This is a genomic window from Streptomyces sp. NPDC088794 (assembly GCF_044750545.1).
GTDB lineage: Bacteria > Actinomycetota > Actinomycetes > Streptomycetales > Streptomycetaceae > Streptomyces.
Window position 1 is genome coordinate 238,631 of the sequence record NZ_JBIVKB010000012.1, and the last position, 15,787, is coordinate 254,417.

General features: G+C 69.7%; 9 protein-coding genes and 1 pseudogene. 6 read left to right on the plus strand and 4 right to left on the minus strand.

Annotation, left to right across the window (positions count from 1 at the left end; all coding sequences use genetic code 11):
- Positions 1–3: 3 nt before the first annotated feature.
- From ACIP6U_RS30855 to ACIP6U_RS30865, 3 genes are all read left to right on the plus strand, one after another.
- Entirely contained in the window at positions 4–2,703 is a 2,700-nt protein-coding gene (locus ACIP6U_RS30855) for a family 78 glycoside hydrolase catalytic domain (protein ID WP_401724513.1), read from the plus strand.
- Positions 2,704–2,850: 147 nt separating this feature from the next.
- Complete coding sequence (locus tag ACIP6U_RS30860; protein ID WP_401724818.1) at positions 2,851–3,540, plus strand: response regulator transcription factor; 690 nt, start codon at positions 2,851–2,853, stop codon at positions 3,538–3,540.
- Complete coding sequence (locus ACIP6U_RS30865; RefSeq protein WP_401724516.1) at positions 3,537–4,922, plus strand: ATP-binding protein; 1,386 nt, start codon at positions 3,537–3,539, stop codon at positions 4,920–4,922. Before ACIP6U_RS30860 ends, ACIP6U_RS30865 begins: the two co-directional genes overlap by 4 nt.
- Positions 4,923–4,942: 20 nt before the next feature.
- On the opposite strand, the gene ACIP6U_RS30870 is transcribed toward ACIP6U_RS30865, so the two are convergent.
- Entirely contained in the window at positions 4,943–5,623 is a 681-nt protein-coding gene (locus tag ACIP6U_RS30870; RefSeq protein ID WP_401724518.1) for a hypothetical protein, read from the minus strand.
- 64 nt (positions 5,624–5,687) lie between these two features.
- Between ACIP6U_RS30870 and ACIP6U_RS30875 the strand changes: the two genes are divergently transcribed.
- Positions 5,688–6,179: a CGNR zinc finger domain-containing protein gene (locus ACIP6U_RS30875; protein WP_401724520.1), complete on the plus strand. Its 492-nt coding sequence runs from the start codon at positions 5,688–5,690 to the stop codon at positions 6,177–6,179.
- A gap of 93 nt (positions 6,180–6,272) precedes the next feature.
- Positions 6,273–7,304, plus strand: coding sequence for a hypothetical protein (locus ACIP6U_RS30880; protein WP_401724522.1), 1,032 nt, complete (start codon positions 6,273–6,275; stop codon positions 7,302–7,304).
- 26 nt (positions 7,305–7,330) lie between these two features.
- Here the strand turns inward: ACIP6U_RS30880 and ACIP6U_RS30885 are convergent.
- The 3 genes and pseudogenes from ACIP6U_RS30885 to ACIP6U_RS30895 all read right to left on the minus strand — a co-directional run.
- Positions 7,331–9,058: pseudogene (locus ACIP6U_RS30885) on the minus strand (ABC transporter ATP-binding protein); the annotation flags it as partial.
- Between the two features lie 345 nt (positions 9,059–9,403).
- Positions 9,404–10,582: a HupE/UreJ family protein gene (locus ACIP6U_RS30890; protein ID WP_401724525.1), complete on the minus strand. Its 1,179-nt coding sequence runs from the start codon at positions 10,580–10,582 to the stop codon at positions 9,404–9,406.
- A complete protein-coding gene (locus tag ACIP6U_RS30895) occupies positions 10,579–14,565 on the minus strand; it encodes a metallophosphoesterase (RefSeq protein WP_401724527.1) in 3,987 nt (1,328 codons plus the stop codon). Before ACIP6U_RS30895 ends, ACIP6U_RS30890 begins: the two co-directional genes overlap by 4 nt.
- Before the next feature lie 224 nt (positions 14,566–14,789).
- Between ACIP6U_RS30895 and ACIP6U_RS30900 the strand changes: the two genes are divergently transcribed.
- Positions 14,790–15,725: a PfkB family carbohydrate kinase gene (locus tag ACIP6U_RS30900; protein WP_401724530.1), complete on the plus strand. Its 936-nt coding sequence runs from the start codon at positions 14,790–14,792 to the stop codon at positions 15,723–15,725.
- Positions 15,726–15,787 lie beyond the last annotated feature (62 nt).

Genomic DNA, 15,787 nt, shown 5'->3' on the forward strand with positions numbered 1-15,787 from the left:
GCCGTGCACGTGACACCACCCACCTTCGAGCACCACCGCGAACCCCTGGGCATCGGCGAGCCCGCTCCCCGCCTGAGCTGGCGCACGTTCACCGACACCGAGGACTGGCGACAAGCCGCCCACCAGGTGGAGGTCACCACCGCCGACGGCACGGTGCTCACCGACACCGGCCGCGTGGAGTCCGCCGAATCCGTCCTCGTCCCCTGGCCCGCCCGGCGCCTCGGCTCCCGCGAACGAGTCGGCGTACGCGCACGCGTGTGGGGCGAGGGGGAAGCCGATCCATCATCCTGGTCGGTGACCTCGTACGCCGAAACCGGCCTCCTGGACCCGGCCGACTGGACTGCCCGCCCCGTCACCCCGGACCAGTCCCCCACCGAGGAACCGCTGCCCGTCACCCTGCTCCGCCACGACTTCGCCCTCACCGGTTCCGTCACCTCGGCCCGGCTCTACATCACCGCGTACGGCGTCTACACCGCCGAGATCAACGGCGAGCCCGTCGGCGACCACGTCCTGGCCCCCGGCTGGACCTCCTACCGACACCGCCTGCGCTACCAGACCTTCGACGTCACCCCCCTGCTCCGCACCGGCGACAACACCATCGGAGCGCTGCTCGGTGAGGGTTGGTACACGGGACGTCTGGGCTTCCACGGCGGCAGCCGCAACATCTACGGCGAACACCGCGCGTTGCTGGCCCAGTTGGAGATCGTGTACGCCGACGGCACGACGGAGACCGTCCGCTCCGACGAACACTGGCGCACGACCACGAGTCCCGTGCTGCGTTCGGAGATCTACGACGGCGAGGTCTACGACGCGCGGCGGGAGCGGCCGGGATGGTCGACGCCGGGACACGACACGTCGGACTGGGCACTCGTGCGCGAACTATCCTTCCCGCAAGCCGAGTTGGTGGCGCCGACAGGTCCTCCCGTGCGACGCACCCAGACCGTCGCCCCGGTCTCCGTCATCACGACACCCTCCGGGAGGACCGTCCTGGACTTCGGACAGAACCTCGTCGGCCGACTGCGCATCCGCGTCTCCGGCCCCGCCGGCCATGAGGTCACCCTGCGCCATGCCGAGGTGCTGGAGGACGGAGAACTGAGCACCCGCCCACTGCGGTTCGCCGCCGCCACGGACACCTATGTCCTGCGCGGCGAAGGTGCGGAGGCAGGGGAAGGCGTGGAGGTATTGGAAGGCGCGAAGACCGGGAAAGGCCCGGGGACGGGCACAGGCGTCGAGACCTACGAACCGCACTTCACCTTCCACGGCTTCAGATACGCCGAGATCGGGAACTGGCCCGGCCCGCTCGACCCCGCCGACGTCGAAGCGGTCGTGCTGCATACGGACATGGCCCGTACCGGCTGGTTCGAGTGCTCCGACCCGCTGGTCGGCCAACTGCACGAGAACGTCGTACAGAGCATGCGCGGCAACTTCCTCGACGTCCCCACGGACTGTCCGCAGCGCGACGAGCGCATGGGCTGGACCGGTGACATCCAGGTCTTCGCGCCCACCGCATCCTTCCTCCACGACTGCTCCGGCATGCTGACCGGCTGGCTGCGCGACCTGTCGGCGGAGCAGTTGGAGCGACCGGACGGCGTGCCGCCTCTGGTCGTCCCCGATGTGCTGCCCCCGAACACCTTCCAGAGCGTAGGGGCGCAGGCCGTGTGGGCCGATGTCGCGGTGCTCCTGCCCTGGACCCTGTACCAGCGCTTCGGGGATCTGGAGGTGCTGCGCACCCAGTACCCGAGCATGCGGGCCTGGGGTGAGGCCACGATCCGGCTCACCGCCGAGGGCGACGGGCTGTGGCGGCAGGACTTCCAACTCGGCGACTGGCTGGACCCGCAGGCCCCGCCGGACCGTCCGGGCGACGCGCGCACCGACGGCGACCTCGTCGCCAACGCGTATGTGATCCGCTCCGCGGAGGTGCTCGCCGAGGTCGCCGAACTTCTCGACGCCGACGGGCACTTGGACGGGAAGGGGGATGCCGTCCGCTTCCGTGCGCACGCACAGGCGGTACGCGAGCGATTCGCCGACCACTTCGTCACGCCGGACGGCCTGCTGTCCTCGGACAGTCAGACCGCGTACGCCCTGGCGATCGCCTTCTCGTTGCTGCCCACGGAGCGTCAACGTCGGGGCGCGGCCGAGCGGTTGGCGCAGATCGTGCGTCGCGCGTCCTTCCGTATAGCCACCGGCTTCACGGGCACGCCGCTGATCTGCGACGCGCTGTGCGCGGCGGGCGAACCACAACTCGCCTACCGGATGCTTCTGGAGAAGGACTGCCCGTCGTGGCTGTACCCGGTGACCATGGGCGCCACCACCGTCTGGGAGCGCTGGGACTCGATGCTGCCCGACGGCACCGTCAACCCTGGCGAGATGACCTCCTTCAACCACTACGCGCTCGGTGCCGTGGCCGACTGGCTGCACCGTACGGTCGCTGGTCTCGCCGCCGCCGAACCCGGCTGGCGACGGTTGCGCGTCGCCCCGGTCCCGGGTGGCGATCTGACCTGGGCGAGGGCGGCCCACGACACTCCGTACGGCAGGGCCGAGGCGGGTTGGCGCATCGAGGGCGCCGAGGCGGACACCCTCGTCGTGGAGACCTTGGTTCCCCCGGGCGTCCGGGCCGAGGTGCACCTTCCCGACGGCAGTGCCCCGTTCGAGATCGGCTCGGGGCGCCACACGTTCCGATGCGCCGGCGCCGCTCCTGCCTGAGCCCCCTCCCCCGCACGGCCGCCGCGCCAGGCAGGCAAAGCCGGTGACCTGCGAGTTCCGCTCTTAATCTGTCTTGTGAATCGTCCGGACATACTGGACTCAGGTGGCGGCCCGATCTTCGCCCCGGCACAGAGGTGAGAGAGCGTGATGTCGATGGCGCGGCGCAGGCCTGAAGTCCTGGTGGTGGACGACGACCAGGGCGTCCGCCAGGCCCTGCGGCTCGGGCTGTCCGTCGAGGGCTTCGACGTCCGGGAGGCCGGCAAGGGCGAGTCCGCGCTGGAGGCGGTCGCCGATCAGCTGCCCTCGGTGGTCCTGCTCGACGTGGTCATGCCCGGCCTGGGCGGGGTCGAGTTGGTACGCCGGTTGCGGCAGCAGGGGCGGACCATCCCGGTGTGCATGCTCTCGGCCCGCGACGAGGTCGACGACCGGGTCGCGGGACTGGCGGCCGGCGCCGACGACTACGTGGTCAAGCCGTTCTCGGTGGTGGAGCTCGCCGCGCGGTTGCACGCGCTGGTCCGCCTCCACGAGACCAGCAGCGAACGTCCGCTCGTCCTGGGTGACCTCGCCATCGAGCCCGTCCGCCGCGAGGCCACTCGCGCCGGGCGCGAACTGGGGCTGACCACGAGGGAGTTCGACCTCCTGATGGCGCTGGCCCAGCGGCCCGGACAGGTGTTGAGCCGGACCCAACTGCTGGAGCAGGTGTGGGGTTACACCTGGGACGTGGACACCAACGTGGTCGACGTGTTCGTCGGCTATCTGCGCAAGAAGCTGGAGGCCGGCGGCGAGCAGCGGATCCTGCGGACGGTGCGCGGCGTCGGATTCGCGCTGCGGCCATGAGGCTCCCCTTCCCGCGCAGCCTGCGCTCACAGATCACCGCGAGCGTCGCGCTCCTGGTCGTGGTGGTGGTCGCCCTGGCCGGTCTGATCATCGTCGACCGGATCGACCACCGCGATCGCACCGACGTCGACCGGCAGCTGACCGTGCGCGCGGAGAAGGCCCAGGGAGACGCGTACAAGCTGCTCTCCCAAGGGGACGGCGCGGGAGGCGACGACTACGGCGGGCTGCTGGCCGGCAGCCAGTCGCTGGTCCGCCTGATCTCCGGCGGCAAGATCATCGACTCTCGGGGCGACCAGCCCGGCGTGGACATCCCCGTCCCTGTCGCCGACGGCCTGAGCACCGTGCAAGTCGGCGGCCAGTCCTGGCGCTCCCTGGTGGAGCCGGTCGACACGACCGGCGACGGCACCGACGACGCGCACATCCAGGTGCTCCAGGACCTGGACCCGATCGAGCAGCGGCTCGCCGACAACACGCGCATCGTCGCCGGCGTGGCCGCCCTGGCCACCCTGGTCGCGGGCGGTGGCGTCTGGCTGATCACCCGCGTGATCCTGCAACCGCTCCAGCGACTGCGCACCGGTGCCCAGCGCATCCGCCCCACGGACACCTCCCGGCTGCTCCCCCAGGTCAGACGGCCCCAGGAGGTGGCCGACCTGTCCGCCTCCCTCAACCGCATGCTGGGCCAGCTCCAGACCAGCATGCAGGCCACCCGCCGCTTCACCGCGGACGCCGGTCACGAGCTGCGCACCCCGCTGACCACGCTCGGGATGAACCTGGAGACACTCCAACGCAACCCCCGACTCCCCGCCGCCCAGCGCCAGGAGGCCCTCGACGCCATGACCGTCGAGCACCGCCGGATCACCGCCCTGCTGGAGGGCCTGCAGATCCTCGCCCGCGGTGACGCCCACGCGCTTCCACCGCGGGCCGCGGTGGATCTCCCCGCACTGCTGGACGAGGCGGTACGGCACGCCCGTAACCGCCACCCGGGCACGGCCTACGCCCTTCACATCGCCGCCTCGGAACCGGCTCCCCATGTGGAGGGCTGGCCCGCCGGACTGCGGCTGGCCGTGGACAACCTCCTCAACAACGCCGCCCTTCACGGACGCGTGCCGCACGGCCAGGTCCATGTCTCCCTCACCTGGGACGCCGGCTCCGCGCACATCACCGTCTCCGACAACGGCCCCGGCATTCCCGCCGACCGACGTGAGGCCGTCAAGGCACGGTTCGCCCGCGGGCCCCATCCCCACAGTCACGGCTCCGGCCTTGGCCTGGCCCTGGTGCAGCAGCAGGCCGAACTCCACGGCGGCGCACTCTCGTTGGGCGACGCGCCCGGCGGCGGGCTGATGGCGACGCTTTCGGTGCAGAGCGGGCGGACGGGACCGTAAGAGGAATGGCGTGCGGCGGATCAGGCCTCGCGCAGGAGCCAGCCGATCCGCAGTTCCTCCGCACCCGGCCGGAACACCCGCAGGAGCTCGGCGCGTTCGGGGTCGTCCTCGGGGAGGTTGGCGGCGAGAAGGGCCTGCGCGGCGAGTGTCTGGGGCCGGGCACCGAGCGCGCCGCGCAGGTGAAGTGAGCGGCGCAGCATCGCCGTCCGCTCGGCGGGCTCCTTGTGCACCGCGAGGTGCCGGATGACGTAGGACTCGAGGTAGCCGTCACCGGTCTTCCTCGCGACGTCGAGAGACGTCTCGTAGAGCGGGAGGGCGCCGGCCCGGTCCTCGTCGATGTTGTCCAGCAGGACCGCCCAGTGGAACTCGGCCCAGGCGCGCGTCTTCTCGTCGCCGCTCTTGACCGCCGCGCGATAACCGGCCTCGGCCACGGCTCGGTCGTCGGGGCGGGGGTCGCGCCGGAACAGCAGGCGGCTGTAGGCCAGCCGCCCGGTGAGCAGGTGTCGGGTCGGCGACGCGGGGTCGAGCGCCTCGACCGCCTTCTCGGCCTCCTCATGCCCCTCGATCCGGAAGAACCAGCGGTCGACGGCGATCTCCGCGCGCAGCTCGGGCTCGGCGTCCGGGCTCAGGGCGGCGAGCGCGGCGTCCCACTCCCCGAGCAGGTACAGACGGCGGGCCACGTAGGTGTCATCAGCTACCATGACGCCTACATTAGGAAGCGACGATGTAGGTGGTCAAGTGCAATACGGTGACTACGTTGGCAACGTGGTGCGGTTGGCCGTGGAGCTGGCCAATACCGGAACCCTCGACCAGCACGGGGACCTGGCCGCCACGTTCTTCGCGGAGCACGAGGTCACTCCGCCGCCGGACGGCGACTACGGCGAGCTGCCGGACCTCGTGCGCACGGCCCTGGCGCAGTCGGTCGACGGCGCTGCCCCCGACGCCGTGCACCGCCTGCTGCGCGACTATCCGCCGGAGATGCACCTGTCCGACCATGACGGCCTCGGCGGCTGGCACATCCACTTCAGCCGCAACGGCACCCCGGCCGAGCGCTGGGCAGGCCAACTGATCGCCGCCCAGCTCGCCCTGGTCGCGGCCGGGGACCCGACGGTGACACTGGGACGCTGCGCGGCAGCCGGGTGCCAGAACTACTTCGTGGACCAGTCACGGAACCGGACACGCAGGTTCTGCTCCAACGCCTGCGCGAGCCGGACGACGGTCGCGGCGCATCGGGCACGGGTGGCGAAGAACTCGTAGCGGAGCCTGGCGCGGAGAACACCATCGACAGACGATCGCGCAACCGAGGGGATGCCTGAACACCGACACCGCCGGGAGCTTAAGGTCCCGTCCATGACGAGGACCACGCCACCGCGCCCGCTCGATGTCGAGGCGCTCTTCCCGGAACTGACCGCGTATCGAGGTACGACCACCCGGCTGCACCCGCGGCCGGGGAAACCGGACGTGTCCGCCAGTTCCGTGGGCGGGCCGATGCTGTGGCCGGCCGACGAGCCGTGGCCGGTGTGCGAGGAGTCCCACGCCCGTGCACATGGCCGTCGGATCGCGGACATCCGCCGGGAGCGCGAGATGCTGGCGGCCGCGTGGGCCGACGAGCAGTTCACCGGGTTCACCCAGGAACAACAGCGATTCCTGGAGGAGTTGGACCGCGACCACCGCATCCCGGAGGCAGACGCGTCGGATCCGCTGCCGATGATCGGGGTCGCCCAGTTGTACCGACGGGATGTCCCCGACCTGCCGCCGGGCCCGGCCGGCTGCGACCTGCTCCAGGTCTTCTGGTGCCCCTTCGACATACACGGCACGGGCAGCTTCGACATGGTGCTGCACCTGCGCTGGCGCAGATCCACGAAGGTCGGTGAGGTGCTCACCTCTCCCCCACAGCCGCAGGTGGTCGGCTACGACGGCTACGTTCCCGACCCCTGCGAACTGCACCCCGAGCAGGTCGTCACCTACCCCTTCGCCGGGCTTCTCCCCCAAGAGCTGTGCGCCCGGATCGACGGCTGGGAGGAAGCCCTGGAGGCAGCCGCCGAACAGTCCGAGGACGAAGAACACCCCGAGCCTGTCGGATACCAGTACGACCTCTCCATCCCACCCGGCTGGCACGTCGGCGGATTCGCGTCCTGGCACACGACCGATCCGTACCCGATGGACTGCCTGGCCTGCGCAACTCCCATGGAACTGCTGCTGACCATCGACACCTCCGAGTGGGACGGTGGCAGCGGCAGTTGGCGGCCGCTCGAAGAACGCGGCCTGCGCCCACACCCGTTCGCCAAACCCACGCAGATCCACGTGGGTCGCGACGGCGAACTCAACGTCTTCACCTGCCCGGCCGATCCCGCGCACCCGCACCGCTGGAGTCTCCAGTAGCACGTCCGGGGAGCCGGGATCTTGCCTCAGTGCCCCGGCTCGGTCTTGCCGAACCGGACACCTCGCGATGCGCCCAGTAGTTCCGCGTAGACCCCACACAGGGCGAGGAGTTCGTGATGGGTGCCGGATTCCGAGATCCTCCCCCGGTCGAGCACGACGATGCGGTCCGCCTCCGGAGCGAGTCGCAGATCATGGGTGATCATCAAGGTGGTTCGGCCCGACATCAGGCGGCGCAGTGGCCCGATGATCCGCCGCGCGGCCAGAGCGTCCAGCCCGGTGGTGGGCTCGTCGAGGATCAGGACCGGGGCGTCGCGCAGCATCGCCCGGGCGATCTCGACGCGTTGGAGCTGGCCGCCCGACAGTTGGGCGGTGTGCGGGTCGATCCGTGTCTCGTAGCTCTCCGGCAGGGCGGTGATGAAGTCGTGGGCAGCCGCGGCCCGCGCCGCCTGTTCGATGTCCTGGCCGGTGGATCCGGGGCGGCCGGAGGCGATGTTCTCGCGGATCGTGTCGTGCAGGATCAGGGTCTGCTGCGGCAACAGCGTGACCTGTTCACGCAGGAAGGACAGCGCGTCCTCGTGCACGGGGACGCCGTCGAGGAGGACGCGTCCCTCGGTCGGGTCGTAGAAGCGCAGGAGCAGCTTTGCGATCGTCGACTTGCCGGCGCCGCTGGGACCGGTGACCACGACGAACTCGCCGGGCCGGGCGGTCGGCGACACCTCACTGAGGGTCGCCGCGTCCTGTCCGGGATAGCGGAAGCCCACCCGTTCCAGTTGCAGCGTGCGGTGGACCGGCCACGCCGGGACGGTCCGGTGCGGTGGCGGGTCGGCGACGGCGGGTTCGGAGTCGAGGATCTCAAGGAGCCGTTCGGCACCCGCGGTGGCGGCGGTGACGGTCAGTCCGAGCTGGCCGAGACCGCGGAGCGGTGGATAGAGGTAGCCCAAGAACGCCGAGAACGACAGGAGTTGACCGAGCGTCATACGGTCCTGGGAGATCTCCCACGCGCCCAGTCCGATGACGCCGAGCACGCACAGCGTCTCGATGACCTCCACCAACTGCTCGTAGAGCTCGCTCATGCGCGCTCCGCTCACGGACGCCCGCGGCCACGCCCGGGTCTCCCGGCGGAGCCGATTCTCCTCGGCCGCCTTCCGGTTGTAGGCCTGGGTCAGGACGACGTTCCCCAGCGCCTCCTCGACGACGGACGTGATCGCCCCGTCGGCGGCGCGCTCCTCGCGGGCGACGGACTTCAGCGGCCCGGAGAACCTCCTCACGGTCAGCCACAGCACAGGTACGAGGACAAAGGTGGCGAGCGCCAGGTCCCAGCACAGCCAGAGAGCGGCGGCCGAGAACAGTACGACATTGCAGACGGACGAAATGGTGCCGACGACCCCCGAGACGACCATCTCCTCAATGGCCTCAACGTCTCCCGTGAGCCGCTCGACCAGATCGCCCTGGCGATGCCGTTGAAAGAAGTCGGGCGGAAGATCCTGGACATGTCCGAAGACATGGGCGCGCAGCCGCATGACGAATCGCTCGGCGGTCCATACGGCGAGGGAGTTGCCGAGGTAACCGACCGCGGCCCCGACCACCGCCACGCCCAGCCACTTTCCCGCGGGCTCCCAGAAAGCGCCCAACGAGCCTGTCCGCAAGGCGTGGTCGGTGAGTTCGCCGAAGAGCAGGATAGCGGCGGTCTCGCACAGGGCCGCGAGGGTGACACACAGACAGATCGCCGCCAGCCGGTGTCGTCGTCCTGCGGTGGCGGCCTTGGACCTGGGGCACCGGGCGCAACCGCAGCCGCATTGTCTGCCGGTCGTCGTACGAGGCCACCGTAGAGGACTTTCTTGAGGGAGGCCTGAGAAATGTGCGGGTACGGAAAAGCGGGCCCGCTTCAACATCTCGCGCTACTTGACCGGGCGGGTCTTGCGCGGCTTCGCGGGCTTGCCCTTGGCCGGCTTCGCGGGCTTGGTGGACTTGACCGGAACGACCTTAGTGAAAGCCACGGTTCCTCCATGAGCGCAGCAGCTCGACAGCTGCCTGGTTCCTTTTGCCGAAGCCGTTCGGCTGCGACACGGAAAACACTAGGAGGGGAAATTGAGGACAGTTTACGAGGCGAAAGGCACGTCCCCGAACGGCACCCGGTCCCAGAACCAGTACAGGCTCACCACCACGATCGGTACGGTCAGCGCGGGCAGCACCCACCGGTGGACGGTGGTGCGGCGCAGGAGCAGCAGCAGCGGAAAGACCACGGCGATGATCCCCAACTGCACCGCTTCGATGCCGACGTTGAAGCTCAGCAGCGACAACAGCAGCTCCCAGGACCAGCTCTCGTCGATGCCGAGCGCCCCGGCGAAGCCGAGGCCGTGCACGAGGCCGAAGAGGAAGACCGTCGGCAGCCGCCAGCGTCCGCTTCCCTCGCGGTCGCGCAGGAGGATGCCTGCCAGGGCCACGACCGCGATGGACGCGGCGATGACGGGTTCGACGACCGCCGCCGGCACGTGCACCACGCCGGTCGCCGCCAGCAGGAACGTGACGCTGTGCGCGGCGGTGAAGGCGGTCGCCGCCAGGAGGACCTCGCGCAGGGTCCGGGCGCCGATGAGCAGGGACAGCAGGAAGAGGATGTGATCCAGGCCGAACAGCAGGTGCTCGGTGCCGAGCAGGAAGAACTCCGCGATCTGGTGGGACTCGTGGTGCCCACCGGTCTCCACGGTCGGTTCGCCGGCCGTCAGCACCTGCGAGCCGCGCGGTCCGTCGAGGTCGTAGTGGACGATCGTTTGAGTGCTGTGGACGAAGCTCTCCGCGTCGGGGAACAGGGCACTGGAGATCGCGTAAGTGCCGTCGCCGTCCGGGCAGTTGTAGACCAGGCTGAGGACGGCGAACGGTTTGGTGCCGCGGGTGCGGACATCGGCGTCGTGAGCCGGTCGGGGCGTGCAGGGCTTGTCGTCGTGGGTGAGGGCGAAGCGTGCGGTGACGTACTCGGTCACGGCGTCGGCGTTCTTCTTGAGCTGGTGCCGCTGTGCGGGTCGGCCCTTCGCCTCGTACGCCTCGGCGTACAGCCAGGCCGACTTCATCAGCAGGTCGTATTCGAGTTCGAGGTCCGCCCGCACCCGGGTTCCGGTACCCCTCACCTCGACGTACGCGGTCGAGGTGAGGTCGTGCGCGGCGGCCGGGGCCGGGTGGGCGAGGCCTGCGGTGAGCAGGGCCAGCAGGGCGCCTACGACGGTGAGGAGCGCGTGGCGCGCCCGCGAGGCGGGCGGGCGCGCCGGCGTCGATGGTGCCGTCACGGCTGGTCACCGGACGACATGAACCACTCGTAGCCGGGTACGTCCGGCCCCCACGTGCCGGGGCGGCCGTGGGCGTCCTTGGTGACGAAGACGCTCGGCTCGGAGGCGGTCACGCCGCCGCCGGTGGAGCGTGCCGTGACGAACCAGGCGTGGGTCGTGCCGGGCCTGAGCCCCTTCCAGGCCACCGAGGCGACCTTGCCGGAGTCGACCTTGGCCCTGCCGATGACGCTCACGGGGTTGTAGAGCGCGAGCGAGTCGGTCTGGAAGGTCGTGCTGCGGCTGCTGAGGTCGACGGGGAGGACCATGTTGTCCTCGGTGCCGTCGTACCGGTGCAGGGTGTCGTACTCGGTGGAGCCGAACCCGTCGAGCAGCGGCGAGTAGGTGTCCACGGTCAACTCGGCGCGTCTCACGTTGAATTGGAGCATCCGGAAGAAGCTCGCGCCGAACTGGAGTTGAGTGTCGGGCTGGTAGCCGCCGATCTCGGTGAGCCCGAGCCGGTCCGCGGAGACCGTGTAGAACTGGTAGTCCGCGAGCAGTTCGACGACGTCGTGCGCGACCTCGCCGACCCGCGGCTTCACGTTCGTCCCCACGCCGTGCTCGTGACCCGCGAGGATCAGGAACACGTTCGGGTTGTTCTGCACGACCGTCTTGTAGAGCATCGAACCGTCAGGCGGGGAGAACGCGGCGCCGCGTCCGTCGGGGTTGTTGCTCGGGGCGAGGTAGTCGTGCGAGAGCAGGATGCCGTTGCGGTCGGGGTAGCGCTTGAAGACCGAGTCGGCCCATTCGGCCTCCTCGCGCGTCACCCCGTAGGACAGACCCACCACGACGAAGTCCAGGCCCCCGGCCGAGAACAGGTCGTAGTGGTTCTGGTTGTCGCCCGCGCGCCACGGGCCGCCGTACTCGGCGTGCTCCCAGCCCTTGGACAGTGCCTCGTAGCGCTGGGGGCCGTAGTACGTGTTGTAGATGGCGTCCGGGCCGTTCTCGGTGCCGGACTGGTTGTCGTGGTTGCCCGCGATCACACCATTGGGCACGCCCGCGTCGTCCAGGATCCTCTGCTGCTCGGACGACACCTCCATCTCGCCCACGACCTGCTTCTGGGTCGCCTCGTCGGCGGGCTTGCGGATGTTGTTCTCGATGATGTCGCCGGTGTGGGCGACATACGCGATCTTCCGCTGGTCCTTGTTGGCCACGATCCAGCGCGAGACATCGCCGTACGCCTTCTCCCACACGGCGCGCTCCTCTGGCGTCTCCTGCTCGACCGCGCCCTCGGAGAGGTACTGCGTGTCGGTGTAGTGGACGATCGAGAAGTCGTACGAGTCAGGGTCGGCGAAGGAGTTGGGGTCGCCGGCGTCGATGTCGTCGGCGAACGGGTCCTCGCCGGTGACCATGACGTGGATCTGCTTGCGGTCGAGGTACGTGCGGTCGACGACGGTCGTCAGGACGGTGTCGCCGTCGGCCGCGCCGCGGGTGCTCGTCAGGACGTCCCAGCGCTTGGCGGCGGTGTTCCACACCCGCAGGGCGGCGAGCCGCTCGGGGTCGATGACGCCTTCCCAGCGCAGGACCGGCGCGTCCACGTGGCCGTTCACCTCGACGTCGAAGCGCTGGAAGGTGACGTCCTCGGCGGCCGGCGCGTCGAGGGTCCTGCCGTCTGCGGGTTCGAGGCCGTCGGCCTTCACCCTGCGCTCGCCCTTGACCTTGAGGGTCGTGGGGACGGTCGGGGCGGTCCCCTGGTACACCCGGCCCGGGGTCAGGATCTCGGCCTCGGAGAAGGTCGCGCTGACCTTGCCGCCGTCCGGTTCCGCGACCTTGGCGGAGAGGGTGACGTTCTTGCCGGCATCGGTCGTACCGGACTTCGGGGTGAGCTCGGCGGGGATGTCGGGGATGCCGGCGGAGCTGAACTTCACTTCCCTGGTACCGGAGTTGCCGAGGCTGTCCGTGCCGGACACCGACAGAGTGTGCTCGCCGGCCGAGAGGCCCGGGCCGATGGAGGCGCCGAGTTGGATCGGGTGGCCGTCGAGCTTGACGTCGGGCCCGCTCACCACGCCGGACAGGTCGTCGATCCGCACGTCGAGGACGACCGTGGCGGTGATCTTCTGCCCGGCGGCCGGGGTGCTGGCGGTCACCCGGGGGGCCGAGTTGTCGGTGGCCAGGACGCGGGTCGCGGTCTTGCCGCTCTTCGAGGTCGCGGCCAGCGTGTGCGTACCGTCGTCGATCTTCTTGGTGTCGAGGTCGGCACGCAGCCCCTGCGCCGGGCCCTCGACGAAGAACTCCAGGTCGACCTCCGTCAACGGATTGACGTTGTCACCACAGTTGCCGTCGCCGAAGCTGTACGACCCCTTCAGCATCCGGCCCTCGGCGGTGCCGCTCGCCGGGGTGAGCGTGATGCCGGAGAGGGCGAAGTCGTCGTGGTTGTCGCCGCACGAGGTCGCGTAGGTGCCGGTGACGACGTCGACGGTGTTCCAGCCGGGAACGAGCCACTCGTTCGGCAGCGCCAGATCGACGTGCTGGCTCACGAAGTCGCCGTCCAGGACGTGCTTCTGACCGTTGATCAGGAGGTAGTTCTGGTAGCGGGCTTCGATCGAGTTGCTGCCGACGGTGAAGCCGAGCGTCGCGTTGCCGGAGCCGAGCGTCTCGGTGACGGGCACGGCCGGAGCGTCGATCGTGTAGCGCAACTCCGCCTCGCGCAGACGGGTGTCGGTGTTCCCGCAGGTGCCGTCGCCCATGGCGTACGTGTCGGCGATGTCATGGCCGGTGACACTGGCGCCGTCGAGGGTGAGGGCGAGGTGGGCGAGGTCGAAGTCGTCGCGGTTGTTGCCGCAGCTCTCCTTGTAGGGGCTGGTGACGACCTTGATGACGTTGTCGCCCGGCACCAGGAACCGCGCCGGGATGGCGATGTCGACGCGCTGGCTGACCCACGTGCCGCCCAGGTCGATGCGTTTGCCGTTGACGAGCAGGTAGTTGTCGTAGCGGTCGTCGACGGAGTTCGCGCCGACGTCGAAGGAGAAGGTGGCCGCGCCGTTGCCGAGGTGCGGGTCGGTGGCGGGCGCGCCACCGTCCACGGTCAGCGATTCGACGGAACCGTCGGTGCCGGCCGGGAAGTTCGCGAACACCGACTGACGGCCCGCCACGAGCGTGCCGTCCTTGGGCAGCAACCGCGGTGCTCCGGCGGGGGCGTTGTTGACCGACACCTTGTTCTTGAGGGACTTGCCCGAGGTGGTGGTCGCGGACAGGGTGTGCTGTCCGTTGGTGAGCTTCGTGGAGTCGAGGTCGGCCGTGAGTCCGGTCGTGCCCTGCGGGTCGCCCAGCACGAAGAAACTGAGCGTCGCCTTCGTCAGCAGAGAGGTGTTGGAGCCGCAGCTGCCGTCACCGAAGGAGTAGGTGTACTCGTTCTCCTCACCGTCCGCGACCTCGCCGAGCAGGTCCAGGCTGATGTCGGAGAGCACGAAGTCGTCGTAGTTCGTGCCGCAGGAACTGTCGACCGTACCGGCGAAGATCTCGATCCGGTTCTCGCCCTTGACCAGCTTCTCGTTCGGGATCTCCAGTGTGCCGCGCTCGTTGACGAGATCGCCGATGTCGACCCGGTAATCGCCGTTGACCAGCACGTAGTTGTGGTAGCGGGCCTCGGTCGAGTTCGAGCCGACGTCGAAGCTCAGCCGGGACACACCGACCGTCCGCTCGGCGTCGATCGCCTTGCCGTCGACCGCGAGCTTCGTGACCGAGTCACCGGCGAGGGTCGGCACGGCGGCGACCTTCTGCGTGCCCTCCAGGTACGCCCCCTCGCCGGGGGTGAGGGTGGGCAGACTCGTGGCCCCCGCCGACCTGTCCCGAGCCGAGGCACGCTCCTCCGGATCCGTGTCGGCGTACGCCGTCGTGAGATTGCCGCTCACGAGGAGCAGGGCGGTGAGGACCACTCCTACGAGGTGGTGGGTGCGGTGCGGTCCGTATCCGCCGTGTGGCCGTCTGCGCCGTTGCGTTGGCCTCATCAGGTCGCCCTTCCTGATCGCTGCGAGGTGAGTGGCAAGGTGAAAGGCATGCCGACGAACCCCGCTGCACGACATGCCCATGGCGAATCGTGGGTGGCTCAGGTGAACACAGGTGAAGCAGCGGTGAAAGCTGAGGAGAAGGGGACTTCTGGTTGATACTGAGGCGGCTGCGAGGACTCGGGTTCCAGCAGGTCAAGGTGTCGAACAGGAGAGGGTGTCGGCAGGTGGGCACGACGGAACGAGGACGCCCGGACGGGCTGTTCGTGGGGCTGTGCACGCTGGACGTCATCCAGCTCGTGGACCATGTGCCGTCCTCCAACGAGAAACTGACGGCCCGTGAGCAGACCTTCGCCGCGGGCGGACCGGCGGCGAACGCGGCCGTGGCCTTCAGCCATCTCGGCGGCACGGCCGAGCTGTTGACCGCGATCGGCTCCCATCCTCTGAGCCTCGGGATCACGGCCGACCTGAACCGGATGGGCGTCACCGTTTCGGACCTGGCGTCCGACACGGTCCAGCCGCCGGCCGTCTCCTCCATCCTGGTGACCGCGTCCACCGGGGACCGCGCCGTCGCGTCGACCAACGCCACGGGTCACCGACTGGCCCCGCCGGATGATCCCGACGCGCTGGTGGCGGGCCGCGATGTCGTCGAGTTCGACGGTCATCACATGGAACTCGCGATGGCCGTGGCCCGTGCGGCGCGGGCCGCCGGGTGTACGACCCTGCTGGACGGGGGCAGCTGGAAGGACGGCACGCCGGGTCTGCTGCCATGGATCGACGTGGCCGTCTGCTCGGCCGACTTCCACCCACCTGGCGTGGACACACCGGCGGACACCCTCAGGTTCCTGAGCGACCACGGGGTCACATGGTCGGCGGTCAGCCGGGGCGGGCAGCCGATCGTGTGGGCCGGGCCCGAGGGCGGCGGCTCGGTGGAGGTGCCCGCGGTCCGGGTGGCGGACACGTTGGGCGCGGGGGATGTGCTCCACGGAGCGCTTGCCTACTACCTCGCGGCAGAGGCTCGGACTCCGGGTGGGCGTCTGACATCGGAGGGCTTCGTGCAGGCGCTGCGAAGGGCGGCCACGGTCGCCTCGCGGGCGTCCGCCTCCTTCGGGACGCGGGCCTGGATGCTGGACGACGACCGGGCAGAGGCCGAGTCGGGCTGAGCCCCTCAACTCTCCTGGCGGGGCTGCCGGTTGACTACAGAGCGACCAACACATCGGATCTA